Source organism: Pseudomonas sp. JV414 (assembly GCF_032424305.1).
Lineage (GTDB): Bacteria > Pseudomonadota > Gammaproteobacteria > Pseudomonadales > Pseudomonadaceae > Aquipseudomonas > Aquipseudomonas lini.
The window spans coordinates 1029802-1054290 of sequence record NZ_VYKC01000022.1 but is presented as its reverse complement, the minus strand read 5'-3'; the positions used below and the strand labels follow the sequence as shown (position 1 = coordinate 1054290).

The 24489-nt window shown below is 59.1% G+C and carries 26 protein-coding genes and 1 pseudogene; 15 read left to right on the top strand and 12 right to left on the bottom strand.

All coding sequences use genetic code 11. The features are described from left to right. The first annotated feature begins 38 nt into the window (after window positions 1-38). From F6R97_RS28815 to F6R97_RS28805, 3 genes and pseudogenes are all read left to right on the top strand, one after another. Window positions 39-542, top strand: coding sequence for a VOC family protein (locus F6R97_RS28815; protein ID WP_038984115.1), 504 nt, complete (start codon window positions 39-41; stop codon window positions 540-542). 34 nt (window positions 543-576) lie between these two features. After that, on the top strand, window positions 577-1410 hold the full coding sequence (locus tag F6R97_RS28810) for an AraC family transcriptional regulator (protein ID WP_315867511.1): 834 nt from the start codon (window positions 577-579) through the stop codon (window positions 1408-1410). Window positions 1411-1437: 27 nt separating this feature from the next. After that, window positions 1438-1551: pseudogene (locus F6R97_RS28805) on the top strand (metal ABC transporter ATP-binding protein); the annotation flags it as partial. 26 nt (window positions 1552-1577) lie between these two features. On the opposite strand, the gene F6R97_RS28800 reads toward F6R97_RS28805, so the two are convergent. Continuing rightward, window positions 1578-2165, bottom strand: coding sequence for a LysE family translocator (locus F6R97_RS28800; protein WP_038984117.1), 588 nt, complete (start codon window positions 2163-2165; stop codon window positions 1578-1580). Window positions 2166-2407: 242 nt separating this feature from the next. Here F6R97_RS28800 and F6R97_RS28795 point away from each other — a divergent pair, with 242 nt between their 5' ends. Further along, window positions 2408-2620 (top strand): DUF1059 domain-containing protein, encoded by a 213-nt coding sequence (locus tag F6R97_RS28795; protein WP_008074349.1) that lies wholly within the window; start codon window positions 2408-2410, stop codon window positions 2618-2620. 128 nt (window positions 2621-2748) lie between these two features. Beyond that, complete coding sequence (locus F6R97_RS28790; protein WP_315867510.1) at window positions 2749-3150, top strand: ATP-binding protein; 402 nt, start codon at window positions 2749-2751, stop codon at window positions 3148-3150. Between the two features lie 116 nt (window positions 3151-3266). Here the strand turns inward: F6R97_RS28790 and F6R97_RS28785 are convergent, their stop codons facing one another. The 6 genes from F6R97_RS28785 to F6R97_RS28760 all read right to left on the bottom strand — a co-directional run bounded on the left by F6R97_RS28785 (window position 3267) and on the right by F6R97_RS28760 (window position 9639). Beyond that, window positions 3267-4211: a spore coat protein U domain-containing protein gene (locus F6R97_RS28785; protein WP_050682508.1), complete on the bottom strand. Its 945-nt coding sequence runs from the start codon at window positions 4209-4211 to the stop codon at window positions 3267-3269. A 79-nt stretch (window positions 4212-4290) separates the two neighbouring features. Next, window positions 4291-6645 carry a fimbria/pilus outer membrane usher protein gene (locus F6R97_RS28780; protein ID WP_048394566.1) on the bottom strand — a complete coding sequence of 785 codons (2355 nt, stop codon included), beginning with the start codon at window positions 6643-6645 and terminating at the stop codon, window positions 4291-4293. A gap of 286 nt (window positions 6646-6931) precedes the next feature. Next, complete coding sequence (locus F6R97_RS28775; protein WP_315867509.1) at window positions 6932-7720, bottom strand: molecular chaperone; 789 nt, start codon at window positions 7718-7720, stop codon at window positions 6932-6934. 30 nt (window positions 7721-7750) lie between these two features. Continuing rightward, window positions 7751-8230, bottom strand: coding sequence for a spore coat U domain-containing protein (locus tag F6R97_RS28770; RefSeq protein WP_231983797.1), 480 nt, complete (start codon window positions 8228-8230; stop codon window positions 7751-7753). 213 nt (window positions 8231-8443) lie between these two features. Beyond that, window positions 8444-8935, bottom strand: a complete 492-nt coding sequence (locus tag F6R97_RS28765) for a spore coat U domain-containing protein (RefSeq protein WP_390176081.1) — start codon at window positions 8933-8935, stop codon at window positions 8444-8446. 206 nt (window positions 8936-9141) lie between these two features. Then, window positions 9142-9639, bottom strand: coding sequence for a spore coat U domain-containing protein (locus F6R97_RS28760; RefSeq protein WP_038984123.1), 498 nt, complete (start codon window positions 9637-9639; stop codon window positions 9142-9144). 406 nt (window positions 9640-10045) lie between these two features. Here F6R97_RS28760 and F6R97_RS28755 point away from each other — a divergent pair, with 406 nt between their 5' ends. From F6R97_RS28755 to F6R97_RS28745, 3 genes are all read left to right on the top strand, one after another. Beyond that, complete coding sequence (locus F6R97_RS28755) at window positions 10046-10336, top strand: hypothetical protein (RefSeq protein ID WP_038984124.1); 291 nt, start codon at window positions 10046-10048, stop codon at window positions 10334-10336. 502 nt (window positions 10337-10838) lie between these two features. Then, window positions 10839-11201 carry a DUF6124 family protein gene (locus F6R97_RS28750; protein WP_048394573.1) on the top strand — a complete coding sequence of 121 codons (363 nt, stop codon included), beginning with the start codon at window positions 10839-10841 and terminating at the stop codon, window positions 11199-11201. A 289-nt stretch (window positions 11202-11490) separates the two neighbouring features. Continuing rightward, window positions 11491-12111 carry a LysE family translocator gene (locus F6R97_RS28745; protein ID WP_315867508.1) on the top strand — a complete coding sequence of 207 codons (621 nt, stop codon included), beginning with the start codon at window positions 11491-11493 and terminating at the stop codon, window positions 12109-12111. A 3-nt stretch (window positions 12112-12114) separates the two neighbouring features. Here the strand turns inward: F6R97_RS28745 and F6R97_RS28740 are convergent, their stop codons facing one another. After that, a complete protein-coding gene (locus F6R97_RS28740) occupies window positions 12115-12528 on the bottom strand; it encodes a VOC family protein (RefSeq protein WP_315867507.1) in 414 nt (137 codons plus the stop codon). 126 nt (window positions 12529-12654) lie between these two features. Between F6R97_RS28740 and F6R97_RS28735 the strand changes: the two genes are divergently transcribed. The 5 genes from F6R97_RS28735 to F6R97_RS28715 all read left to right on the top strand — a co-directional run bounded on the left by F6R97_RS28735 (window position 12655) and on the right by F6R97_RS28715 (window position 16869). After that, window positions 12655-13737: a trifunctional transcriptional activator/DNA repair protein Ada/methylated-DNA--[protein]-cysteine S-methyltransferase gene (locus F6R97_RS28735; protein WP_315867506.1), complete on the top strand. Its 1083-nt coding sequence runs from the start codon at window positions 12655-12657 to the stop codon at window positions 13735-13737. A gap of 48 nt (window positions 13738-13785) precedes the next feature. Further along, window positions 13786-14598, top strand: coding sequence for an isocitrate lyase/phosphoenolpyruvate mutase family protein (locus F6R97_RS28730; protein ID WP_315867505.1), 813 nt, complete (start codon window positions 13786-13788; stop codon window positions 14596-14598). A gap of 75 nt (window positions 14599-14673) precedes the next feature. Next, window positions 14674-15291, top strand: coding sequence for a DNA-3-methyladenine glycosylase family protein (locus tag F6R97_RS28725; protein WP_050682499.1), 618 nt, complete (start codon window positions 14674-14676; stop codon window positions 15289-15291). Between the two features lie 199 nt (window positions 15292-15490). After that, entirely contained in the window at window positions 15491-15979 is a 489-nt protein-coding gene (locus tag F6R97_RS28720; RefSeq protein ID WP_315867504.1) for a GFA family protein, read from the top strand. A gap of 101 nt (window positions 15980-16080) precedes the next feature. After that, window positions 16081-16869, top strand: coding sequence for a MipA/OmpV family protein (locus tag F6R97_RS28715; RefSeq protein ID WP_038984132.1), 789 nt, complete (start codon window positions 16081-16083; stop codon window positions 16867-16869). A 123-nt stretch (window positions 16870-16992) separates the two neighbouring features. Here the strand turns inward: F6R97_RS28715 and F6R97_RS28710 are convergent, their stop codons facing one another. The 3 genes from F6R97_RS28710 to F6R97_RS28700 all read right to left on the bottom strand — a co-directional run bounded on the left by F6R97_RS28710 (window position 16993) and on the right by F6R97_RS28700 (window position 19816). After that, window positions 16993-18279 carry an ATP-binding protein gene (locus tag F6R97_RS28710; protein WP_315867503.1) on the bottom strand — a complete coding sequence of 429 codons (1287 nt, stop codon included), beginning with the start codon at window positions 18277-18279 and terminating at the stop codon, window positions 16993-16995. Further along, window positions 18280-18987, bottom strand: coding sequence for a winged helix-turn-helix domain-containing protein (locus F6R97_RS28705; protein WP_038984134.1), 708 nt, complete (start codon window positions 18985-18987; stop codon window positions 18280-18282). Between the two features lie 220 nt (window positions 18988-19207). Further along, window positions 19208-19816, bottom strand: coding sequence for a tRNA-(ms[2]io[6]A)-hydroxylase (locus F6R97_RS28700; RefSeq protein WP_007906324.1), 609 nt, complete (start codon window positions 19814-19816; stop codon window positions 19208-19210). A gap of 162 nt (window positions 19817-19978) precedes the next feature. On the opposite strand from F6R97_RS28700, the gene F6R97_RS28695 reads away from it, so the two are divergent. After that, window positions 19979-20842, top strand: coding sequence for a universal stress protein (locus F6R97_RS28695; protein ID WP_048394587.1), 864 nt, complete (start codon window positions 19979-19981; stop codon window positions 20840-20842). A 129-nt stretch (window positions 20843-20971) separates the two neighbouring features. Here the strand turns inward: F6R97_RS28695 and F6R97_RS28690 are convergent, their stop codons facing one another. Continuing rightward, window positions 20972-21442, bottom strand: coding sequence for a DUF1289 domain-containing protein (locus F6R97_RS28690; RefSeq protein ID WP_048394589.1), 471 nt, complete (start codon window positions 21440-21442; stop codon window positions 20972-20974). Window positions 21443-21849: 407 nt separating this feature from the next. Here F6R97_RS28690 and acnB point away from each other — a divergent pair, with 407 nt between their 5' ends. Continuing rightward, complete coding sequence (gene acnB / locus F6R97_RS28685; protein ID WP_048394592.1) at window positions 21850-24450, top strand: bifunctional aconitate hydratase 2/2-methylisocitrate dehydratase; 2601 nt, start codon at window positions 21850-21852, stop codon at window positions 24448-24450. Window positions 24451-24489: the final 39 nt, after the last annotated feature.

Sequence of the window (24489 nt, the reverse complement as noted above, 5' to 3'; positions counted from 1 at the left end):
GATAATCCAGACTGATTAACCCGCAGAGGAGCACCGCCATGCACCGCGTTCAAAAGCTCACGCCTTGCCTTTGGTTCGACGATCAGGCCGAGGAAGCCGCGAAGTTTTACTGCGCGATCTTCGATCATTCAAAAATCACCGGCGTCACCCATTACGGCAAGGCCGGTCAGGAAATCCATGGCCGGCCGGAAGGTTCGGTGATGACCGTCAGTTTCGAACTCGATGGGCAGAGCTTTACCGGCCTTAACGGTGGCCCGGTGTTCAAGTTCAATGAGGCGATCTCATTCCAGGTCAATTGCCACACTCAGGAAGAAGTCGACCACTTCTGGGGGCGCCTGTCTGCGGGCGGTCCCGTTGAAGCCCAGCAATGCGGCTGGCTCAAGGATAAATTCGGCGTGTCGTGGCAGATCGTGCCGGTCGTTCTGATGGACATGATGAAAGACCCCGACGCAGCCAAATCCCAGCGCGCCATGGCAGCGATGCTACAAATGAAAAAACTCGACATCGCCACGCTGCAACGAGCCTTTGACGGCGAGAGCTAATACACTCCAAAGCTGAACCGCCGAGGGTCCCGAGATGAAGCACACCGCCGCCAAAGATGCAGACAAAGCCCCGCGCTTCTGGCGTGACGACGCCCTGCCCTTCATCGAAGCCCGTTCCATCGCCGACGGTCGCGAGGTCTGCTACAGCCGGCATTCCCACGCGCATTTTTCTATCGGGGCGATCACCGCCGGGCGCAGCACCTATATCCACGAGCAATCGGAGTTTCAGGTCAGTGCCGGCACGGTGGTGCTGATGAATCCAGGCGATGTGCATGCCTGCAATCCGATCGACGACCAGCCGTGGTCGTACCTGATGCTGTACGTCGAGACGCCCTGGCTGACCGATTTGCAGCATCAACTCGGCTTCAGCCAGGACTTGGCGTTTCGCCGGTTCTCCATCACCCACAATCGTGACGTCGAACTGTTCGCCGGCCTGAAGAATTTGTACGAGATATTGGTCGATCAGCAGCAAGACGTGCTGTGCAAGCACAGCGCGGCGGTGGAATTTTTCACCGAGGTGCAACAGCGGCTCAACCCGATCGATCAACCGCTGCGCGAACCCAATTTCAAGCTGGAACGGGCCGCCGACTATATCCGCGACAACTGCACAAAGATGCTCAAGCTCGAGGACATTTGCGAAGCGGCGCAACTGTCGCCGTCGTACCTGATCCGCGCGTTCAAGCAGCATTACGGCATGACGCCTCATGCGTTTCTGGTCAACCGGCGCATCCAGTTCGCCCGGGATCAATTGCGCAGCGGCAGGTTGATCGCCGATGTGGCGCTGGAAGCGGGGTTTGCCGATCAGGCGCATTTTCAGCGCGCATTCAAACAGCATCTGGCGGCGACACCGGGGCAGTATCGCGGCTAACTCATCCTCCCCTCGCCACAAGCCTTGATGGGTGGAACTGCCACACAAATCCCTGTGGGAGCGGGCTTGCTCGCGAAAGCGTCAGGTCAGCCAACATTAATGTTGAATGACACACCGCTTTCGCGAGCAAGCCCGCTCCCACATTATTAGGGGAACACCCTCCAGACCTACGGCAACAGCAAATACCCCGCACTCACCGCCAGCAACAGCGCCATGACCCGATTGAACAGGCGCATCCCCGCAGGGTTGCTCAGATAGCCGCGTAAAAACGTCCCGGCATACGCCCAGCAACCCACCGACAGATAGCAGATCACCAGATACACCGCCGCAAACTGCCACACCAGCCGCGCTTCGCCATCGGCGACAAACGCGCCCATCCCCGCGACACAGGCCAGCCAGGCTTTCGGGTTGAGCCATTGCATCACCGCGCCATACAGCATCGACGGCGCCCGACCTGACGCCTTGGCATCGAGTTGACCGTTATCAGTGGCCAATTTGAAAGCCATGAACAACAGAAACGCCACGCCGGCCAGTTGCACTACCCGGGTCATGAACGGCCACAGTTTCAGCAGTTCATGCAGCCCCAACCCCATCAGCACCAACAGCAGCACGAAGCCCAGGGTCGCCCCCGCCACATGCCGCTGGCTCGCGCGAAAACCGAACTGTGCCCCCGAACTCAACGCCACAATGTTCACCGGCCCCGGTGTAATGGATGCCGCCAGAGCAAACGCTGCCATCGAAACAATCAGACTCATCACACACCTGCTTCAATTCAGTTGAACCAGGCCTCAAGGTAATGAGGCGCCTGAACGCCGTATTGAAGAAAACACCCCTTTGCGTCGTTGCAAGCCTGTGACGATGCGCCTTGTGGCGGGCCTATACTCTAAGAGTTGGCACACTCGAAGCGACCTGAAATCGTGTTTGATGTATGGGGTGGCGTGTCGAGTGATCGTTCACGCAGGCCACGGCCTGCCTTCATAGTAGGGAGGAGAAGATCATGGCGCGTAAATACATCGACTGCCGCGAGTTTCCAAGCGATTCCAAATGCTCGGTCGCGCTGTCCGCAGACTCTGAAAACGAACTGCTCGAGGCCGCCGCACAGCATGCGGTCAGTGTTCACAAGCACACCGATTCACCGGAACTGCGTGCTCAACTGAAGACGATGTTTCACGACGGCACCCCGCCTGTTGAAGCACCGCGTCCCGCTTGACATAAAAAGGGACAGACCACGACTTCAGGCATATGCCGAACAATCGTGGCCTGTCCCCTGTTTTCCCTGCAAATGCCAGCAGATGACGATTCGCTGCCCGGTTCTGAAATCCTCTTCGACGAAGCTGATTGTGGCTTACTGCTTACCGCAGAAAATGGCCAGATCGCACAGGTCAACCTTACCTTCTGCCGCTGGATTGGCTACTGCTGGATTTCACCTTGACGCAGGTCGGGCGAGGTATCGAAGTCCTGCCCAAACCAGTCGACCTAAACGAACTGGTGGCCGACTGTCTGGACGAGTTGAGTCTGGCGTTCCCCGGGCATGAGTTGACCCAGCTGCGTTTTGGACAAGGTGACTTTACTGCCGACAGTGATCGGCTCTATCAGCTCATCGGCAACCTGGTCGCCAATGCAGTAGCCTACGGTGCTGCCGATAGCGAAGACACCGTTTCTTCGAGCTTCGAAGATCAAACTGTCGTTATTACGGTGCACAACCTTGGCACCCCCATACCACCGGAGCATCTTCTCTAACGAGCGGAACGACATTCACTGCAACCTTTCCTCGCACTTTAAATTAGACTGGATTGACGTTCACTGAGCCCGGCGCCAGCTGCTGCGACGGTCGCAATCCTGTATTCAGGTTCTTTCTAAAAACCCACATCCAGTACCACACTGTCCAGATAGGTTCCCGGTGGGGGCGTGCTCTGGTCGGTGTAGATTTTGGCGTTGTAGTTGAATATCTGGCTGCCGGTTCCCAGGCCGTTGCCGGGGTTGACCTCGGCATCGGAACTGGCGCGGCGGGCCGTGCTGACGCTGCCCCAACGAGTGGTTCCGGCGCTTTTGAAGAGGTCGTAAGCGAGGTAATTGCTGCCCGAGATCATCCGCCTGCGCCCGCCCACGCCAACAGCATGCTGACCATCGTCCAGCCCCACCGTGTAGGCACTGCCCTTGGTGCAGGCCAGGTTGATCGTCTGGCCAGTGACGGTGGCGAAGGAACTGATTACCGAGGCGCTGCCAAAGCTGATGTTCGGCGCAGTGATCGTGCAATCGTTGTCCACGGTCATATTGACAGTCAGAGTGGTGGAACCGCTGTTGATGTCTCGCCCCTGACAACTGCCGCCACCATAGTCATGGCAATAATCCCAGCTCCAGAAAATGTTCAGGGTTTCAGAGTAAATCCCGGCAGCCACGTTGCTGCCGATAATCGTATTCAGGTAGATCGGCACGGCCTTGGCAACCGCTGGATTGGAAAGCAGGTCGAGGTCATCGATGATCGAGTGTCGGGCGAAGTCGAACGCTACGCCGCGAGTGATTGGATAGCTGGTGCTGTTGTTGGCAAACAGCGTGTAACCAATCACATCACCGGTTGGCCCGACCGCCCCTGCGGTTGCCGACGTAATGGTGGCGTAAAAATGATCATCGCTGGCCAACGACGATGCCAACGAACCGGTGCAACTCAAACCGGCATGGGTGGTGGAACTGGTTTGCAAAGTGGTACGCACCGCGATCGAACTCATCGAGCCAAAGCCGGCCGGTGAAGTGCTGACCACCTCGCACAAGGCATAAGCCTGACATGGCAGAAAAATCGCCATCAGCCCAACCGCGTTACCTGGCCATCGATCAGAAAACTGCACAGCCCATCTCCCTGCTCTGTTCATTTCATTGGCGTTTTCATTGACACAGCAGCGGTCCGATCAACGGCACCTGGTCCTGCTGCATGTCCAGCGTGAACTGCGCCTGGCAGGTTCGGCCATCGGCGAGGGTCACGTGCAAACCGTTGTGCTCTTCCAGATTTTCCAGATAGACCAGCCCGTCCCAACCGACCACCGCATACGCCCCGCTCTGCTCGTGTCGCACGCGGCTGCCCAAGGGCAATTCGTGTTGCTGCGCATCCATCAGTACAACACTCGCGGCAATGATCCGGCTCAGAGGAAACTCCAGCAGGTAACCACTGCCACGGCGCACCGAGACCCGTTGTTCGACATTCGAACTCTGCACATTGGTTGGCAGGTTCAGTGGATCGATTTCATATTTGCCGCGATAGTAGGCGCTGCTCCACGGCACCAGCAGATGGCCATTTTTATCCGTCTGGCCCACCCGTTGATTCTCGTAACGCACCGGAATATCGGCAAATCCGCCGGTGCTGACCACGACGAAGGCATCATCGATACGATTGGCGACGAACACTTGGTGGTCCATCCACACCAGCGAACCGCTGGCATCGGCCCAGCGGGTTTCGGCATCACTGCTGCCATAAACCCCGGCCTGCAATTGCACCGATTGCAGGCGCCAGGTCAGGTCGGCCTGACGATAATCCGGGCCTTCGTCGTGGGCATAACCGAGATTGAAGCCTACGCCGCCTGCGCTGGGCACAGCGCGACTGTAATTGATGCGCTGGCGGCTTTCGCCGGTCTTGCTGCGCTCGCCACTCACACTCAGGGTGCCACGCAGGTCGAAGGGGATGATCAGTTGCGCCTGCATCGCCCAGTCGCTATCGCCGATCTCGCGATTGGCCGACAAGTAAAAACTGGTATTGCGCCACAGTGGCTTGCTCCAGGTCAGATTGAGTAACCGGGTGCGCGAATCATCCGCCGCCCGCACATCGAAATAGCCCGCGCCGAGGCTGCCCCAGCCGTTGAGACTGACGCTCAGGGTCAACTGCTCGCTACGCTGGCTGAGGCTGAGATAGGGGCTGTCGACAACGGTCAGGTCAGCGTACTGGTCGCGGCGCTGCATACGCTGATAAGAAACGCTGTAGTGCTGGCTGCTGTATTGATAACCGAGGCTGACTTGCTGACCGCTATTGCCATCGAACCGGCTTTGACTGACCGCCGTGTTGAGCACGCCGAAGTTGCCCAGGCGCAGGTTGCCGCCAACGCCGCCAAGGGACAGCGCGTCCGAGGCCTCGGCATGGCTTTCGAGGGTCAGACTGTCGTTCAGACCGTAACGCAGGCTGCCGGAGGTCACGCCCGGACCGTAACCGAAATCGCGAATTCCGAAGTCACGGCGCAGGGTACCGGCGGCCACCGAGAAGTCCATCAGGCCTTTTTGCAGCAGGTTGCTGGTGACATAAAACGGTACGGTGGTCGAGACCTGTCGACCGAGGGCATCGGTCGTGACCACCACCGCTTCACCGGCCCCGTTGATGAACGGAATGTTGGTCAACGTGTAGGGACCGGGTTGCAACTCGGCGCTGCTGGATTTGTAGCCGTTGATGAACAAATCCACCGAGGATGGCACCGCCGCCTCTCCGGCGAACTGCGGCAACGGGTAGGTCACCAGGTCCGGGCGCACACCGAAGTCGCGCGACACTTGCACACCGCCCAGGCGAACCGAACTGCTCCAGGGCAAGGCGCCGCTGATCAGGTCGCCCGCCTCATAGGTCAGCAGACGTTCGTCATCGGAGTAACGCCAGGTGGTGTCGTAACGCCGATATCCATTGTTCAATGTGCCGTTGCTGATTCCGGAAATCGTGCGCCGGTATTGCCCGGTGTTGGACAGCGTGCCCCAACTGTCGAATAGCCGCACCTCGTTCCAGGCCGCGAGGTAGGTGCCGCTGTCATCGGTGTCGTTGAGGTACAGGTCGTAATTGAGCAAGGCGCCGAAACTGCTCAACGCCGAGGTACGCGGGTAGGCCTGGCTACCGACAAGCTGCTCCGGCAACCAGCCTGGCGGGACGTTCAACAACAGCCGCTGCCCCTGGCTGTCATAGTCGCTATGCAGGCCTGGCAGACTGTCGAGGGCGATCTCGGCGCTGAGGTCTTGCGGCAACTTCATACCGGTTTCGCGCAATACCGCGACCGGTACAAAGAGGCGTCCGCCGCGCTGCTCCACCGCTATCACACGCCCGGTGTTCATTTGGTTGACTACCAGTTCCAGAAACAATTGCGCGTCGACAATCGCCTCCACGCCGCTGGGGGCTGGCGGCAGGTCTCCCGCCAGGCCGTGGTGGACAAATACCAGACAGCACAGGCCAATCGCGGCCCACAGCGGACGCTTGATACTGTGAGCCCGATCCTGGCTCATCGCCGCTTTACGTCCGTCAATGGACATTTCCTTACTGTTGCGAGCGGGCTTGACCTGATGTCCATCAGCTGTGGCGATCAAGAGGCGCGCACAACACTTGTGGCGAGGGGGCTTGCCCCCGTTGGGTCGCGGAGCGGCCCTAAAATCGGTGACATCATTTTGTCAGGTAGAACGCATCTGCAGATTTTACGACTGCTTCGCAGCCGAACGGGGGCAAGCCCCCTCGCCACAGCGGCCCTCTCACCACAACAAGCTCCCTCGCCACACTGTTTCCATCGCCAGGCTGTCAACGCCCCGGCGCAATGCTCTGAGCTTGCGGCGCGCCATTGACCCGTACTTGCAATACTTGATCCGCGGTGATCGGTTCCGGTGTCGGCCAACGCATGATCGCTCCCGGCAACACATAACCGAGCAATCCCTCAACCAGTAGCCGTGTCTGACCGCCCTGCTTGAACGCGACATCGGTCAGCCGGGCATGCACCGCGCCCTGATTGCGTACTTCCATGTAGAAACGCCCATCGACCGCCACTTTACGCCAACTCAGATCAGGCACGCCGACGCCCTTGGGGTCGCGTTTACGGGTCATGTCTTCCTTGCTCCACAGACCGGCGCCATAGGCAAACAGCGGCACCGAGTAACGCATCTGAAACCGAATGGCGGCAGCGGTTTTTCCGTCTTCAGCCGCCACAGGTCTGGCCGAGGGGATCTCATCGATAATGATGCGATAGGCCAACTCCTGCCCCGGCGGTATATCGCGGGTACGGGTCAGGCGCACGAGTTGCTTCTGCCCGGGTTCGATCTTCGCTACCGGCGGGCTGCCAATGACATCGCGCTGGTTCTGATACTGATCGCTGAAACCACTCTGGCTCCAGGCAAACACCCGGATCTGTAGATTCGCCGTCTCGTTGCCGCGATTTTCCAGCCACAGCGCACTCGCCTGCTGATCAGCCTCCAGCACCGGATCGATCGGCCAGATCAGCACCGAACTGGCCGCCTGCACCTTGACCGCGCCCAGCAAGACCATCGCCAGCACAGCGCAACGCGCGGCCGGTGACCTGCGGGAAGGTGAACACATATGCCTACTCCTTATGCTCGAACTACCGAGCTACCACGACAGCTGCACCTGCAGCACATCGCTATAAATCCCCCCGGGCTGATTACCCGGTAACTGCACTTGTCCGTAAATAGGTAATCTGATGTCGTTCGCATCGCTGTAGGCCACGGCCACGTTCTGCCCGATGCCCAAGCGCTCACTGAACGCCGCGTCGCTGAACAACTGATAGGCCACTCGGGCACTGCCGCCATCGAGCTGCAAGTGCCGTCCGTTGCTGTTGTACTGGCCGCCATCGATGCTCATGCTCAGGGTCACGCCCGGCGTGCATTGCAACTGCACGCCGCCGCTCAATTGCACTTGCACGGTATTGGTCGCCAGCGCCGATTGAGAGCCGAAATCGAGGTTGCCGTAATTGGAATTCCCGCCCATCACCAGACATGTCGCTGTCACTGTCGCGCTGACCTGAAAACTCTGACTGGTCACCGCCGACAGCGGCAGTGGCAAACCGGTCGCGCAGATCAGAATTGGCACGGCAGAACGGCATCGCACTAGAAGATCAATTCAATGGCGACAGAGTCGGCGTACAGGTCGTAAGGCACCAGAACGAGAAAATCCAATCCTTGGTGCAGCATGTGCATGATGTCCATCCTCTGAGTTTTACCAATCCAGCGTGATCGTCAGGCTGTCGGTATAGACCCCCGCCACGATCGCGCGAGTATTCGCCATCGCCATGTCAATGCCTTGTTACCAGCTCACGGTCACTTTCAAGAGGTCGGAATAACGGCTGACGCGGGGAATCTCGGCCAGTCGTTCGATACGGGCATACAGAGGCAAATCCACCGTACCTGAATCCGGCACCCGTCCGCTCAAGAGCACATTCACCGGCAGCGGAATCTGCCGTGCAGCGTCTTGATAGAGGCGATAAGGAATGGGTTTGCTGCGCTCTGCGCTGGCCGCCAGATAGCGGACCTCGCCTACGCCACCATGCAGGCCGCCGTCGACTTGTAATTGGTAAGGGGTATCGGGATTGCATTCCAGGCGTGGCACACGTGCGTCAAGCAGTGCTGCACTCAATGCCCCAGCCGGATCGTCCAGGCGGGCGGTGGTGCCGAAGTCGAGGACGCCCAATTGCTCGACACCCGCCTCGCGCTGTTGGCCAACCAACTGACAACCGCGCTGCACATTGACCCGGACCTCAACCTGAAGCTGTGCGGCCAATACAGTTGCACTGAACATCGTGCTCAAGACCGCTAAAACCCCAAGCCCATTCAAATTCCCATTCCCTTTAAGGGGTTATTCGCAGGCTGAGGTTAGCATCCAAGGGGGAAACAACCAGTCAAGGTGGCATTTAACACGTCAAATCCGCACCTTTGCGACGAAGGGGCACATTTCGCCGATAGGCTTTCTGGGGAAAGAAGCAGGCTTGACCACAGCTTCGAAGGTCAGAAGGTGACGGTAGCCGTCATTGTGTCGGCATACGTGCCCGGTGGACTAAGCTGCCCCGCCACTATCCGTCCATAGACCGGGATCACCTGGGCGGAGCCACTGCCGGTTCCGGTTATGAGGCCAGTGCCGCCGGTGTCACCCCAATTGATCGCCCGCGTGACGTCCGAGTACAGCGCATAGAACAGGATACCTGCGGGAGTGCCGGACATCTGCCGGGCTGTCGCGGTCCCGCCGCTCGTCCCGGCGCCGAGGCCGACACTGTAGGCCGTCGTGTTGGTGCAGTTGACCGAGAGGCTGGATTCGGCATCGGCTTGCACGCCTGTATAGGCGCCGAAGGCCAAGGGAGAAGCCGTGATCCCGCAACCGGCCACGATGCTCGCGGAGACGGCGAACGTTGCGGTGGCGGTGGCAGAAATGGCCTGAGTGGGCAGTAGGCTGAGTGCGAAAATCCCCAGGATGCTGACACCGGCAAGAACGCCCCTATTGCGCCGCATCCGAGTCTCCTTGCCTACCAGAGTATCGCTACCATCCCAACGGGGATGTGAGGAGGATTGCGTGCAATGCAAGAACGTCATGGCGATAACTCCCTGTAGTACTTAGGGAACGGTCAGGTTTTTTCAGTACCCTGAAAGAACCTGACCGTCCAGCCTGGAATCCGAAGTCTAGTCCACATCTGAACCTCACACGTGCGTTTCGGGCAATACCTGCGGAGATAGACACATGTTGAACGGGCGAACGCAGGTTCGCTTTCGACCTAAAGTGGCCGGTGGTCGTTGCATTTCGCTCGCCGCCGGGCGCTTGGCTAAGCTGAATAGATCGGGACGAACTGAAACCTGAGTGATAGCGGCCATTAGCGGATCTGGATTGGCATCAAGACGGTAACTCCTAAAGGAGACGACCATGTATGCGGTTATAAGAACCTACCTGGGTGCTGGAGCAAAGCAGCTTTTCGATCTTTTGGAACAGCGCAAGGCCGACGTCGAAGCGACCCTGCGGACAGTGCCTGGCCTGGTAAGTTACACACTGCTGAATACGGGTGATGGCGGTACGGCGGTGACTGTTTGCACGGACAAGGCTGGCAGCGATGCGAGCTTGAAAGTTGCGCGCGACTGGATTCAGAAAAACGCATCGAATATCCAAGCGAACCCGCCGATCGTGACGGAAGGTCCGGTCATTGTGCAGATCAAATAGCGCGTCTTTTATCCCAACCTGAATGACGAATGAGATCCCCTGTAGGAGCTGCCGAAGGCTGCGATCTTTTGATCTTGATCTTCACCCGGACCGCTGAAAATCAAGATCAAAAGATCGCAGCCTTCGGCAGCTCCTACGGGGGGATTTTGGGTGTTTAGGGGAACTTGTTTAATATGGCTGCGCGTTACTTCCTGAAAGCTACAGCGTCTTGCGTCATTGCCTACGACTACGCCAGAATCCGCCGGCTTGTGCGCTTTGGCCCTGGCCTCTATCGTTTCCCTGCCACTGCCTATCAGTGGTCGGGTTTAGTCGCTCGCTGATGTCAAGATGCACATGCTTCTATCAGTCAGGTATCCCATCCCTGCACTTGATGGTGGCTGTGCGCAGGGCGCTTCGGCGCGCCGATTTCTTGGCTCATCGGTCGACTAACCTGCGCACAGCTGCCTCCTATTCGTTTAGTCGCGAACTGGTTGCAGCCTTACTCATATAGAGGTTAGAGCCAATGTTCAAGATCACACCTAATCCACCGGAAACCGACGACGACGTTTCCCCCTACGAATCCATCGACTCAAAAAAGCTCCACGACGCGGCTGAACGCGCGCTCGATCATTACCTCAAGCCCCCCAAAGAACCTACTGCTGCCCGTAAACCCAGCAGAATGTTCATCGTCGCCCCCGACATGGATACCGAAAGTTTGCTGGCCCATGCCTGCGAATCACTGGCATCAGCCAGTGTCATGCTCAGTGATTTTGCAAACCTTCTGGAAAACCCGCATCGCAACACCATGCTGGGGATTCAGCAGAACATCATGCTGGGCGAGCTGGCGGTGAACCGGGCGCTGGACAATATCGATCCGCAGAATTAGTCGCTTAGTCCGTTGAAAAAACGGCCTTAACCAAGCAATGCCAGTCAGCTAAGGCGCAGAACCTGTGGGAGCGGGCTTGCTCGCGAAGAGGGAGTATCTGCCAACATTAATGTTGCCTGACACACCGCTTTCGCGAGCAAGCCCGCTCCCACATGGATTGCGCTAACCGACTGGCATTTGTCTTGACCAACCCGGCACAAGTGTACGGCGATTTGCGTCCATCGCTGTATGGGCCGGCCCACTCGTCACTCATGATAAAAATATGTCTCTCGTTACTGGAGACGTCGTCATGGACCTCGCCACCCTCACCCTGTTTCTCCCGGCCTGCTTCGCCCTGAACATGGCCCCCGGCCCGAACAATCTGCTGTCGGTCAGCAACGCCACCCGCTATGGCTATCGTCGCGCCTGTGTGGCCGGCGTCGGTCGCTTGCTGGCGTTTGCCGGGATGATCGCCCTGGCCGCCGCCGGGTTGTCGGTGGTGCTGCAAACCTCGGAATGGCTGTTCTATGCGATAAAGATCATCGGCGCGGCTTACTTGTTGTACCTGGCATGGCAACTGTGGCGCGCCAATCCGGAGACCGAGCAGCTTGTGACCGGCGCGCCGATTGGCATTGTCGCTCTGGCGCGGCAGGAGTTTCTGGTGGCGGCGGGCAATCCCAAGGCTATCTTGCTATTCACCGCATTCCTGCCGCAGTTCGTCGACCCGACTCGACCAATTGCTGCGCAATTCGTCGTGCTCGGCGCGTTGTTCCTGATGCTGGAATGGATCGCCATCAGCGCCTACGCCTACATGGGCCTGCACATGCGCCGTTGGTTCGCCGAACCTCGGGGCAAGCGGATTTTCAACCGTTGCTGCGCGGGATTGTTGTCGGCAGCGGCTTCGGTGCTGCTGATGGCGAAACGGGCGTGATCTTTACCCTTGGGACGGCCCTTTCAGTTCGACCTGATTGCCGTCCGGATCGAAGCAATAGATCGACAGCCCGTGGCCTTCGGCGCCAAAACGCACGGCGGCTTTCTCGGGTATCAGGCCGAAGGACTGCAAGTGACTGACCAGCGCTTGTTCGTCGAACGGTTCGATGCGCAGGCAGAAGTGATCGACGTTGCGCCGTTCGTGGCCAGCGGCAGCACCGCCCTTGCGGCCGAGTTCGCCCTGGATGTCGACGAGGTCGATCATCGAGGTGCCCGCACGCAAATGCACCATGCCCAGGTCGTCACGGCGCTTGACCAGTTCGGCGCCGAATACCTCGCCGTAAAAAGTGATGCTTCGTTCGAGATCCTTGACGCGCAGGACGATGTGATCGATGTGTTTGATCGTGAACGGTTGCATTAGGATGATTCCTGAAAATATCGTTTACAGGATTATCGGTGACCCGATGACTGTAGCTCAGGGCTACAAAAATTCACTGTCGATTTTCCGGTGGAGACGTCGGGCGACGCAGCATATGCTCTGCCCATGAACCTACAAAACGCTGTGCTTCCACCCCACGCCGAGATGGTTCGCGCCATGCTCGAACGCGACACCGCCTACGAGGGGGTGTTCTTTACCGCGGTCAAAACCACTGGCATTTTCTGCCGCCCCGGCTGTACGGCGCGCAAACCGAAGCCGGAAAACGTCGAGTTTTTCGCTCATGCCGATGAGGCGATGTCGGCGGGCTATCGCGCCTGCCTGCGTTGCAAGCCGCTGGACGCCGCGGCCATCGCGCCAGACTGGGTGCAGCGACTGCTCAAATCAGTGGACGCCGACCCTGACCTGCGCTGGACTGATGCCCAGTTGCTCGCCGAGGGCATCGAGCCGCTGAAACTGCGCCGCTGGTTCAAGCAACATTTCGGAATGACCTTTCACGCCTGGCTGCGCAGCCGACGCCTGGGCATCGCCCTCGGTGGCATCAAACAAGGCGGATCCATCGACAACGCTGCGTTCGACTCCGGCTATGAATCCCTGAGCGGCTTTCGCGATGCGTTTCAAAAATCGTTCCACATCACACCCGGCCGCGCCGCCCACAGCGAGCCACTGCTGTTCACTCGACTGACCACACCGCTGGGGCCGATGATCGCCATGGCCGAACAGCGTGGGCTGGTGCTGCTGGAGTTTCTCGATCGACCGGCACTGACCAAGGAAATCGAAGAACTGCAAAACCGTTATGGCTACGCCGTGGCCCCCGGTCACAACGGGCATTTGCAACAGATCGAAGAAGAGCTGGCGCAATACTTCGCCGGCAAACGGACCGAATTCAACGTGCCACTGCACCTGCCCGGCAGCGCTTTCGCCCGACAAGTGTGGGCTGAACTGATGAAAATCCCCTACGGCCAGACCACTACTTATGGCGCGATCGCCGCGCTACTGGGCAAGTCCGGCGCCAGTCGCGCCGTGGGCCTGGCCAACGGACAAAACCGCTTGGCGATTATCCTGCCCTGTCACCGGGTGATCGGTGCAGACGGCTCATTGACCGGCTATGGTGGAGGACAACCGCGCAAGGCGTTTCTGCTCAGGCTGGAAAGCGCTGCGGTGCAAATCACTCAACAACTCGCGTTCTGATTAATCCACCGTTTATTCAAAAAAAAGAATCATAAGGAAGGACATTCGATGGACACACTCGACAACCAATTCCATCAACTGCACCAGAGCGGCCTGCTGATTCTGACCAACGTCGCCGATGCCACCGGGGCGCGATTGGTGGAACAGCTGGGCAGCAAGGCCGTCGCCACCAGCAGCGCGGCGGTGGCTTGGGTTCACGGTTACCCGGATGGCAACACCCTGCCACTTGAACGCCTCGTTTCCACCGTCGAATCCATCGCCCGGGTTATCACGGTGCCGTTGACCGTGGACATTGAGGCCGGTTATTCCGATGACCTGGGGCGGGTTGCGGAAGTGATCGACGCTGTCATCGCCGCCGGTGCCGTGGGGATCAATATCGAGGACGGTGCTTCGTCGCCCGAGCTGCTGGCGCGCAAGATCGAAATCGCTCGCCAGGTCGCCGATCGCCGGGACGTGAAGCTGTTTATCAACGCTCGCACCGACGTGTACCTCAGGGGCCTGGTGCCGGCCGAAGATCGCGTGGCAGAGACACTCAAGCGTGCCGCGTTGTATCAGGCCGCCGGTGCCGACGGGCTGTTCGCGGCGGGCGTCACGGCGGCGTATGAGATCGAAGCGCTGTGCCGTGGCACGACGCTGCCGGTGAACGTGCTCGGTTTCGCGGGCCTGCCTTCGCCTGAAGAACTGCAAGCCCTCGGCGTGCGCCGTTTGAGCGCCGGCTCGAGCATCGCCGAATTCCTCTACGGCGCCATGGCGTCGGTGGCGAAAAGCTTTCTGGAAACCGGAAAACTCGATAGCAGCGACCTCAAGCCCTTCACGTATGGCCAAGTGAACGCGCTGCTGGCCCCCACCGGCAAAGTTTGACCGCAAGCAATGGAGTGCGGCGCTGCGGGGTGAGGTCTAATCTTCCCCGCAGTCACCCGCGCTTCAGGATGCTCCATGCCCGACACCTATCAACTGGCCAGCGAATTTCTCTCGGCCCTCGACGCCGACTGGCAACGTCACATCAGCGCCATCGGCCCCTGCCTGCATCAGCCCCATGCGGCTCGTGATCCTTACGAATCGCTGGTGCGGGCGATTGCCTATCAGCAGCTGCATGCAAAGGCCGGCGATGCGATTGTCGGCCGGTTGCTGGCGCTGTTTCCGGCGAGCACCTTCCCAAGACCCGAGCAGATTCTGGCGACAGACTTCGAACAGATGCGCGGTTGCGGATTTTCCGCCAGCAAGATCGCGACCATTCAGGGCATCGCTCAGGCGGCTCTGGACGGCGTGGTGCCGGATTACGCCACGGCCCTGGCGATGGACGATGAAGCGTTGATCGAACGCTTGATTACCTTGCGCGGGGTGGGTCGCTGGACGGTGGAAATGCTACTGATCTACAGCCTGGAGCGGCCAGACATTTTGCCGGCCGATGACTTTGGCGTGCGCGAGGGTTATCGGCGACTGAAGGGGTTGGAGGTACAGCCGACGCGTAAGCAGATGATTGAAATCGGGTTGGTGTGGCGCCCTTATCGGACGGTGGCGGCGTGGTATTTGTGGCGGGTGCCCAGCCGGTAGACCGCGTTATCGTTCTTCGCGAGCAAGCCCGCTCCCACATTAGATATTCAGTGAGCACGGATTTTGTGTACGACAACGATCAAGTGTGGGAGCGGGCTTGCTCGCGAAGAGGCCCGCACATCCAGCACAAATTCAACTACCCGGAAACCCTGACGGTCTAGGCTGTCTTGAGTCATCCCAAGACCCGTCGGAGGTTCCCATGCAGCTCGAAGGCTCCTGCCATTGCGGCGCAGTGTCGTTCAGCCTGACCAGCGCCCACCCCTACCCTTATCAACGCTGCTATTGCTCGATCTGTCGCAAGACTCAGGGCGGTGGCGGTTATGCGATCAACATCGCTGGCGATGCCGTCACCCTCAAGGTACGCGGTCGCAAGCACATCTCGATTTACCATGCGCGGCTCAAGGAAGAAGGCGACAAACGTGCCCACCGCAGCACCGCCGAGCGGCATTTCTGCTCCGTTTGCGGCTCGGGATTATGGGTGTTCAGTCCTGAATGGCCAGACCTTGTTCACCCATTCGCCTCGGTCATCGACACGGCGCTGCCGGTGCCACCCGAGTACACGCACGTGATGCTCGGTTCGAAAGCATCATGGGTGCAAGTCCAGACGCAGCCCGCTGATCGACAGTGTGATGTCTGGCCTGAAGAATCCATCGCCCAATGGCATGAGCGCCTGGGTTTGAGCCGCTAAGGCCGTTCACAGTCTTTGACAGTTTCCCGACAAAGCTGTCAAAGATTGCTGGCCGGCACCCGCCTAGCATGGGCGCATCCAACCTCCCTTCGGGTGCTCCCATGTTCCGTTCGTTGTGTCTGCCGTTGACTTCATGCTGCCTGCTCATCTCTTCCGACTCATTGCACGCCGAAGACTGGCGCTACAGCCTGCGAGCCGGTGCCGCCAGCGTGCCGCGTTACAGCGGCAGTGATGAACGCGTAGTCGCGCCGTTGTTGGGGGCAGAGATCATCAGCCCTTATGGCTTTTTTCTCGATACCCAAAAGGGTCTGGGCTGGGCGTTTGATGAAGACGATTTCGGTCTGAGCGTATACATCGGCGCCAGTGATGTGCGCAAGGATCGCAAGAGCGGGTTCAAAGGCTCGGATGAGCTCGACGGCATGGGCTCGATCAAGTCGCGCCCGCTGCTGGGGCTGGACGGGACCTATAACATGGGGCCGATCATCCTCGGCGCGACCTTCGAACATGCGCTGGAAAAAGACGATGACGATCACGACACCAGCGCGGCCTGGTACCGGCTGAAGCTGAGCATCAGCGCACCGTTTTATGAGGGTGACTACGGCAAGCTTGTGGGTAGCCTCAACAGTCAGTTCGGCGACAGCAGTTACGTGCGCACCTGGTATGGCGTCAGCGCGGCTCAGGCCTCACGCAGTCAGTTCCGGGCTCATGACACTCATGGCGGGCTGTTCAGTCGCGGGGCGGATTTGACGTGGTCATTGCCGATCGATAATCAGTGGAGCGTTTCGACGGTGCTGGCCGTGCAGTACCTGGCCAATGATGCGGCGGACAGCCCGATTGTGGAGCGGCGGATGCAGACGTCGTTGGCTGGGCAGGCGGTTTATGCCTTTTGAGAGGGGGGGTTGTTGATGGCCCCTTCGCGGGCAAGCCTCGCTCCCACGGAAGATCTGTAAAGGACACAGATCAAATGTGGGAGCGGGCTTGCTCGCGAAGGGGCCAGTAAGCGCAATAAAAATCTAATCGACATGCGCCCAGGTCATGCGAAACGACGCCCCGCCCCACGGCGAATCCGTCACTTCCACTTGCCCGCCATGGGATTGCGACACCCGTCGCACCAGCGCCAGCCCCAGGCCAAACCCACCGGTGCGGCGGTCGCGGCTGGCATCCAGGCGCGAGAATGGCTCGAAGATTTTCTCCCGCCCGTCCAGCGGCACGCCCGGCCCGTCGTCGTTGACCCGCACTTCGTAATGATCACCGGTGCGCACCAACGACACTTCCACCCGCTCATCGGCGTAGCGAATGGCATTGCGCAGTAAATTGATCACCGCGCGGGCCATGAAGCGCGGTTCGATGCGAACTTCGTCGACCTGACATTCAACAATCAACAACTGCACCCCGGCAGCCTCAGCCTCCAGCGCCACGCTGCCAACCACGCTGTCGAGCCAGTTGCTGGCCTGAATATTTTCCCGCGTGATCACCGTGGCGCCGCGCTCAAGGCTGGCGTACGTCAGCAGCTCGGAAACCATCTCTTCCAGCTCGCCGAGGTCGGCGTACATGTCGGCAATCAGTTCGAAATTCTGGGTCGCATCGGGTTGTTGCTTGAGCTGATCAAGTTCAAACGACAACCGCGCAATCGGCGTGCGCAGTTCATGGGACACCGCGTTGGTCAGCTCGCGCTGATTGGCGATCAGACCTTCGATGCGTGCCGCCATCAGGTTGAAGTGTTCGGCCAGATCGCGAATGTTCGAACGCTTGGACAACTGGATGCGCGACGACAGGTCGTTATCGCCGAATCGCTCGGCGGCCAGGCGCAGTTTTTCCAGATCGCGCCAGTGCGGGCGCACCCAGAATAACAACACGAAACCGATCATCACCGCGATCATCAGATAGGCCGCGGCAATGTAGAACGACATCAGGCTCGGCTCGGCCGGCAGTTTGATGCTGAGCAGCTGCGAGCCGTCGTCAATGCGCGAGATGAATTGCGTGTACGCGTCGCGAAACACCAGCAGGCCCTGGGCCAACTCGGCTTTTTCCTGATCGGTCAGGGACAGTTGATCGGTCTCGACCAGGGTCAGGCCCAAGCCGTAATGGGGGCGCACGGCTTCCAGTTGGCGCTCCCGGGCCGAACTGTCCAGGCCGCGCAACTGCTCGACCAGCGACCAGGCCTGGCCACGCCCCGCCTCTCGGTTGTAGCTCTGCATCTGACCGTCGAGAAGCGCATCGAACGTGCGCTCGACGGTTTGCAGGCCCAGTACCAGGCCAACCGTCATCACCAGAAACAGCCCCAAAAATAACCGCAGCATTTACAGCTCCCACGCAAACGGATTGAACAGGTAACCCTTGCCCCAGATGGTCTTGATGCACACCGGCTCGCGCGGATTGTCCTTGAGCTTGCCGCGCAATTTGCTGATGTAGACGTCGACGCTGCGGTTGAGGCCGTCGAAGGCGATACCGCGCATGCGGTTGAGGATGTCGTCGCGGGACAGAGTCTTGCCGGCGGCGCTGGCCAGCAACCACAGCAGTTCGAATTCCATGGTGGTGAGGTCAATGCCCTCACCCGCCAATCGTACTTCGCGGCAGCTGCGGTCGATGCTCAGATGGCCAAATTCCAGCGAGCTGCACACGCTGCTGTCTGGCACCTGACGGCGTTGCAAGGCGCGCAAACGGGCCAGCAGCACCGGTGGTTTGATCGGTTTGATCACGTAGTCGTCGGCACCGGATTCCAGGCCGAGGATGTGATCGAGGTCGTCTTCCTTGGCGGTGAGGATGACGATCGGCGTGTCGGATACGCTGCGGATTTCGCGACACACGTGCAGGCCGCTCTGGCCCGGCAGCATCAGGTCGAGCACCACGATTTTCGGTTTGAAGTCGAGGAAAGCGGCCAACGCGAGATCACCGCGGTGCACCTGTCGGACCTCGAAACCGTGTTGGGACAGGAAATGCGCGATCAGCCCGGCAAGCTTTTCGTCGTCTTCCACCAGCAGTACTTTGCCAAAACCCAGGTTATCCATAACGACCCGTTTGCCAACCCTTGAGTGAAGTGGCCGGCATTATGGCGCCAATCAAGGGCGGGACGGTTATCGCAGGCAGTAAAAACCGGCCACGGGGGCCGGTTTTTGGCGATGTTTCATTCTTTTAAGAGTTTTTAACATTTCAGACGCAAAAGATCGCAACGTGCGGGCGAAAGCGTCCTTGAGATCGCCTTCGCGGGCAAGCCTCGCTCCTACAAGGTTATGCAGCGGCTGGGACACCACTGTGAAAGCGAAACTCCACATCCGGCGACTCGATCAACGCCTGCTCGGCGTCACGAACCTTGTCGATCACCTGAGCAATGTCCTTGGCGTCACCGTACTGATAGGCCAGTTTCAGGTAACCCTGAAAGTGCCGGGCCTCGCTTTTCAGCAGTCCGAAGTAGAACTTGCCCAGTTCTTCATCCAGATGCGGCACCAACGCCTCGAAACGCTCGCAGCTGCGGGCTTCGATGAAGGCGCCAACCACCAGCGTATCCACCAGCTTCACCGGCTCGTGGCTGCGCACCACTTTGCGCAGTCCCGAGGCATAACGTCCGGCAGACAACTGACGCAGCTCGATCTTGCGCTTCTTCATCAGGCGCATGACCTGTTCGTGGTGCACCAGCTCTTCCCGGGCCAGACGCGACATCAGGTTGATCAGATCGACGTGGGAGTGGTATTTGGCAATCAGGCTCAGTGCCGTGCTGGCCGCCTTGAATTCGCAGTTTTTGTGGTCGATCAGCAAGGTTTCCTGATCGGCCAGCGCGGCCTGGACCCAGCCATCAGGCGTGCGGCAGCCGAGGAACTCGTGAATTTCGGGAAGGATCATGGGGCTCACGGATAAAAGGTACAGAACGAAGGGCGCCGATTATACCGGCCTGCCGACAGACCACCAGACGCCAACCGTTGATATGCATCAAGTCGCCGAATGCCGACCAGCAACTATAGTTGTCCAACGCAGTGTTTTTTACCTTCCAGGGAGATTCCGATCATGCAAGCCATTCGCAGCATTCTGGTGGTCATCGAACCCGAACATTCGGAGAGCCTGGCGCTCAAACGGGCCAAACTGATCGCTGGCGTGACCCAGGCCCATTTGCACCTGCTGGTCTGCGATAAAAAGCATGACCACGCCGGCATGCTGGGCGTGCTCAAGGCAGCGCTGTTGGAGGATGGTTACAGCGTCACCACCGAACAGGCCTGGAACGAAAGCCTGCAAGAAACCATCGTCGATGTGCAGCAAGCCGAAGGCTGCGGGCTGGTGATCAAGCAGCACTTCCCCGACAGTGCGTTGAAAAAGGCCCTGCTGACCCCGGCGGACTGGAAACTACTGCGCTCCTGCCCTACTCCAGTGTTACTGGTGAAAACCTCGAAACCCTGGACCGGCGGCGTGATCCTGGCGGCCATCGATGTCGGCAATATCGACGGCGAACACCGCACCTTGCATGCCAGCATCATCGATCATGGCTACGACATCGCCAGTCTGGCCAAGGCCCATTTACACGTGATCAGCGCTCACCCGTCGCCGATGCTGTCGGCGGCCGACCCGACGTTTCAACTAAAAGAAACCATCGAGGCCAGTTACCGCGAGCAGTGCAAGGCGTTCCAGGCCGAATTCGACATTGATGATGACCACTTGCATATCGAGGAAGGTCCGGCGGATGTGTTGATTCCGTACATGGCCCATAAATTGGGGGCATCGGTGACGGTGATCGGCACCGTGGCGCGGACCGGATTGTCCGGGGCGTTGATCGGTAATACGGCGGAAGTGGTGCTGGATGCGCTGGAAAGCGATGTGTTGGTGCTCAAGCCGGATACGGTCATGGATCATCTGGAGGAGATCGTGACCCAGCATTGAGATTTTCGGCGTCAGATAAATAGCCTTCGCGAGCAAGCCCGCTCCCACATGGGATCTCCATTGGTCATGAAATTTGTGAACGACACAGATCCAATGTGGGAGCGGGCTTGCTCGCGAAGCTTTTAAGATTTAACCGCCAAAGGCATCCTTGAGAAACCCCGGCGCAATGTAGCGCTGGTAATGCGCCTCAGACAGCAGGAAAAATTCCCGATCAATGGCATCGCGCAGTTCCGGCAGGTTCCAGTCGCGAAACTCCGGCAGCAGCACCATCCCGTAGGCTTCCAGATTGTTGATGACCCGCGCACCACGGGCGATCAGCTGGTATGCCCAGCAATACTCCGACTGATGCGGCACAAAACGGATCTTGCGCTGCTCCAGCTGCAGACGCAGCAACGCAGGATCGAAAATCTCTACCTTGCTGGCCATCACCTGCGACAACAGTTGCTCAAGACGCAGCCACACCGCGCGTTTTTCTTCCTCGTTGTAACCGTTCCAGTGAATCACTTCATGGTGGAAACGCTTGCAGCCACGGCACACCAAATCACCGTAAACAGTGGAGCAGAGGCCGACGCAAGGGGTCTTGATGGTCTGATTGGGCATAGGTAGGCAAAACACGGGAAAGCAGAACAGGTCGGCATGTTAGCCCTTTGTCTAAGAATCATCACCCCTCAAAGTTCAGGGGCTAACTTACGTTTATTTTTTTTTTGCCGTAGAATCAGCCAGCCTTTTAAGGCGCCAATGTCCGTTAGAAGCTGTTTTCAAAGCGTCACGAGCACAGTCGTTCCTTCAGAGCGGTGTTGGCGAAGGGTTTTTCAGCGGTGAAAAACCTGACGCCAACCCTCATCAGCTCCCCGTTCTGCAGGCGTAAAACTTTGAAAGCAGCTTCTGTAAGGAATTGCCGGTAATTCTGGCTAAGCGGCCCACAACGCCACGCAGCGCATGAGTACGGCCATTTCGGGATGAGCGTCCCGGACACCCATTTGGGACCACTGATGAGGGTAATAACTGTGCTTGAAGCCTACCGCAAACATATCGAAGAGCGTGCAGCACTGGGTATCGTTCCCCAGCCGCTTAACGCCGAACAAACTGCAGGCCTGGTCGAGCTGCTGAAGAATCCCCCGGCTGGCGAAGAAGCCTTCCTCGTTGACCTGATCACCAATCGCGTTCCGCCAGGCGTGGACGAAGCTGCCTATGTAAAGGCCGGTTTCCTCTCTGCCCTCGCCAAAGGCGAAGCCAAATCCCCTCTGATCGACAAGAAACGCGCTGTTGAACTGCTCGGCACCATGCAGGGCGGCTACAACATCGTGACGCTGGTCAATCTGCTGGACGACGCCGAACTGGCACCAGTAGCCGCCGAAGAACTCAAGCACACCCTGCTGATGTTCGACGCCTTCCACGACGTCGCTGAACGCGCCAAGAACGGCAACGTTCACGCTAAAGGCGTGCTGCAATCCTGGGCCGACGGCGAGTGGTTCAAGAACCGTCCTGTGCTGGCCGACAAGATCAGCCTGCGCGTGTTCAAGGTGACTGGCGAAACCAACACCGACGACCTGTCCCCTGCTCCTGATGCCTGGTCCCGCCCGGACATCCCGCTGCACGCCCTGGCCATGCTGAAAATGGCTCGCGACGGCATCGTGCCGGACGTGCAAGGCTCCATCGGTCCGATGAAGCAGATCGAAGAAATGCGCAACAGCGGCTTCCCGATCGCCTACGTCGGTGACGTGGTCGGTACCGGTTCGTCGCGTAAATCGGCGACCAACTCGGTGCTGTGGTTCTTCGGCGACGACGTTCCTTTCGTGCCGAACAAGCGCGCTGGCGGCTTCTGCTTCGGCAGCAAGATCGCTCCAATCTTCTACAACACCATGGAAGATGCCGGCGCTCTGCCAATCGAATTTGATGTGACCAACATCAACATGGGCGACGTGATCGACCTGTACCCGCACGCTGGCAAAGTCTGCAAGCACGGTACCGACGAAGTCATCACCACCTTCGAAATGAAGACCCCTGTGCTGTTGGACGAAGTCCGTGCCGGCGGTCGTATTCCGCTGATCATCGGCCGTGGCCTGACCGACAAGGCTCGCGCCGAACTGGGTCTGCCAGCGTTCGACCTGTTCAAGAAACCGGATGCCCCGATCGAAAGCACCAAGGGTTTCACCCTGGCGCAGAAAATGGTCGGCAAGGCATGCGGCGTAGCCGGTGTGCGTCCAGGCACCTACTGCGAACCGAAGATGACCACCGTGGGTTCTCAGGACACCACCGGTCCAATGACCCGTGACGAACTGAAAGACCTGGCGTGCCTGGGCTTCTCCGCTGATCTGGTGATGCAGTCGTTCTGCCACACCGCGGCTTATCCAAAGCCGATCGACGTGACCACCCACCACACCCTGCCTGACTTCATCATGACCCGCGGCGGCGTTTCCCTGCGTCCGGGCGACGGCATCATCCACAGCTGGCTGAACCGCATGCTGCTGCCGGACACCGTCGGTACCGGTGGTGACTCACACACCCGTTTCCCGATGGGCATTTCGTTCCCGGCCGGTTCCGGTCTGGTCGCATTCGCCGCTGCCACTGGCGTGATGCCGCTGGACATGCCGGAATCGATCCTGGTGCGCTTCAAAGGCAAAATGCAACCGGGCGTCACTCTGCGTGACCTGGTTCACGCCATTCCTTACTTCGCGATTCAGGCTGGCCTGCTGACCGTCGAGAAGAAAGGCAAGAAGAACGCCTTCTCCGGCCGCATCCTGGAAATCGAAGGCCTGGACAACCTGAGCATCGAACAGGCTTTCGAGCTGTCCGACGCCTCGGCCGAACGTTCGGCTGCCGGTTGCACCATCAAGCTGTCGAAAGAGTCGATCACCGAATACCTGAGCTCCAACATCACCCTGCTGCGCTGGATGATCGGTGAAGGCTACGGTGATGTGCGTACCCTGGAACGTCGTGCTCAAGCGATGGAAGCCTGGATCGCCAACCCTGAGTTGATGGTTGCCGATGCTGACGCCGAATACGCTGAAATCATCGAAATCGACCTGGCCGACATCAAAGAGCCTGTGCTCTGCGCGCCAAACGATCCGGACGACGCCCGTCTGCTGTCCAGCGTTGCTGGCGAGAAGATCGACGAAGTGTTCATCGGTTCGTGCATGACCAACATCGGTCACTTCCGCGCTGCCGGCAAGTTGCTGGAACAGGTCAAAGGTCAGCTGCCAACCCGTCTGTGGCTGTCGCCGCCGACCAAAATGGACGCTCACCAGCTGACCGAAGAAGGCTACTACGGCATCTACGGCAAGGCCGGCGCACGCATGGAAATGCCAGGCTGCTCGCTGTGCATGGGTAACCAGGCACGTGTAGAGCCGAACTCGACTGTTGTGTCGACATCGACCCGTAACTTCCCGAACCGTCTGGGTGACGGCGCGAACGTCTACCTGGCTTCGGCCGAGCTGGCGTCCGTTGCGTCCATCCTGGGTCGCCTGCCGACCGTCGAGGAGTACATGGAATACGCTGGCAAGATCGACAGCATGGCGGCCGATGTTTACCGCTACCTGTCCTTCGACCAGATCGCCGAGTTCCGTGAAGCTGCTGCGAACGCCAACATCCCGGTCGTTCAAGCCTAACGTTACAACGCAATAAAAAACGCCGCCCATCGAGAGATG

Excerpts from the sequence above, each read along its gene's own strand:
- F6R97_RS28705 (WP_038984134.1), bottom strand. The coding sequence starts at position 18,987 with ATGGATAACCTGGGTTTTGGCAAAGTACTGCTGGTGGAAGACGACGAA.
- F6R97_RS28775 (WP_315867509.1), bottom strand. The coding sequence starts at position 7,720 with ATGTGTTCACCTTCCCGCAGGTCACCGGCCGCGCGTTGCGCTGTGCTG.
- F6R97_RS28810 (WP_315867511.1), top strand. The coding sequence starts at position 577 with ATGAAGCACACCGCCGCCAAAGATGCAGACAAAGCCCCGCGCTTCTGG.
- F6R97_RS28795 (WP_008074349.1), top strand. The coding sequence starts at position 2,408 with ATGGCGCGTAAATACATCGACTGCCGCGAGTTTCCAAGCGATTCCAAA.
- F6R97_RS28750 (WP_048394573.1), top strand. The coding sequence starts at position 10,839 with ATGTTCAAGATCACACCTAATCCACCGGAAACCGACGACGACGTTTCC.
- F6R97_RS28740 (WP_315867507.1), bottom strand. The coding sequence starts at position 12,528 with ATGCAACCGTTCACGATCAAACACATCGATCACATCGTCCTGCGCGTC.
- F6R97_RS28785 (WP_050682508.1), bottom strand. The coding sequence starts at position 4,211 with ATGGCGATTTTTCTGCCATGTCAGGCTTATGCCTTGTGCGAGGTGGTC.
- F6R97_RS28690 (WP_048394589.1), bottom strand. The coding sequence starts at position 21,442 with ATGCCCAATCAGACCATCAAGACCCCTTGCGTCGGCCTCTGCTCCACT.
- F6R97_RS28815 (WP_038984115.1), top strand. The coding sequence starts at position 39 with ATGCACCGCGTTCAAAAGCTCACGCCTTGCCTTTGGTTCGACGATCAG.
- F6R97_RS28755 (WP_038984124.1), top strand. The coding sequence starts at position 10,046 with ATGTATGCGGTTATAAGAACCTACCTGGGTGCTGGAGCAAAGCAGCTT.
- F6R97_RS28765 (WP_390176081.1), bottom strand. The coding sequence starts at position 8,935 with ATGTTCAGTGCAACTGTATTGGCCGCACAGCTTCAGGTTGAGGTCCGG.
- F6R97_RS28800 (WP_038984117.1), bottom strand. The coding sequence starts at position 2,165 with ATGAGTCTGATTGTTTCGATGGCAGCGTTTGCTCTGGCGGCATCCATT.
- F6R97_RS28695 (WP_048394587.1), top strand. The coding sequence starts at position 19,979 with ATGCAAGCCATTCGCAGCATTCTGGTGGTCATCGAACCCGAACATTCG.
- F6R97_RS28730 (WP_315867505.1), top strand. The coding sequence starts at position 13,786 with ATGGACACACTCGACAACCAATTCCATCAACTGCACCAGAGCGGCCTG.
- F6R97_RS28735 (WP_315867506.1), top strand. The coding sequence starts at position 12,655 with ATGAACCTACAAAACGCTGTGCTTCCACCCCACGCCGAGATGGTTCGC.
- F6R97_RS28760 (WP_038984123.1), bottom strand. The coding sequence starts at position 9,639 with ATGCGGCGCAATAGGGGCGTTCTTGCCGGTGTCAGCATCCTGGGGATT.
- F6R97_RS28710 (WP_315867503.1), bottom strand. The coding sequence starts at position 18,279 with ATGCTGCGGTTATTTTTGGGGCTGTTTCTGGTGATGACGGTTGGCCTG.
- F6R97_RS28745 (WP_315867508.1), top strand. The coding sequence starts at position 11,491 with ATGGACCTCGCCACCCTCACCCTGTTTCTCCCGGCCTGCTTCGCCCTG.
- F6R97_RS28700 (WP_007906324.1), bottom strand. The coding sequence starts at position 19,816 with ATGATCCTTCCCGAAATTCACGAGTTCCTCGGCTGCCGCACGCCTGAT.
- F6R97_RS28725 (WP_050682499.1), top strand. The coding sequence starts at position 14,674 with ATGCCCGACACCTATCAACTGGCCAGCGAATTTCTCTCGGCCCTCGAC.
- F6R97_RS28780 (WP_048394566.1), bottom strand. The coding sequence starts at position 6,645 with ATGAGCCAGGATCGGGCTCACAGTATCAAGCGTCCGCTGTGGGCCGCG.
- F6R97_RS28720 (WP_315867504.1), top strand. The coding sequence starts at position 15,491 with ATGCAGCTCGAAGGCTCCTGCCATTGCGGCGCAGTGTCGTTCAGCCTG.
- F6R97_RS28715 (WP_038984132.1), top strand. The coding sequence starts at position 16,081 with ATGTTCCGTTCGTTGTGTCTGCCGTTGACTTCATGCTGCCTGCTCATC.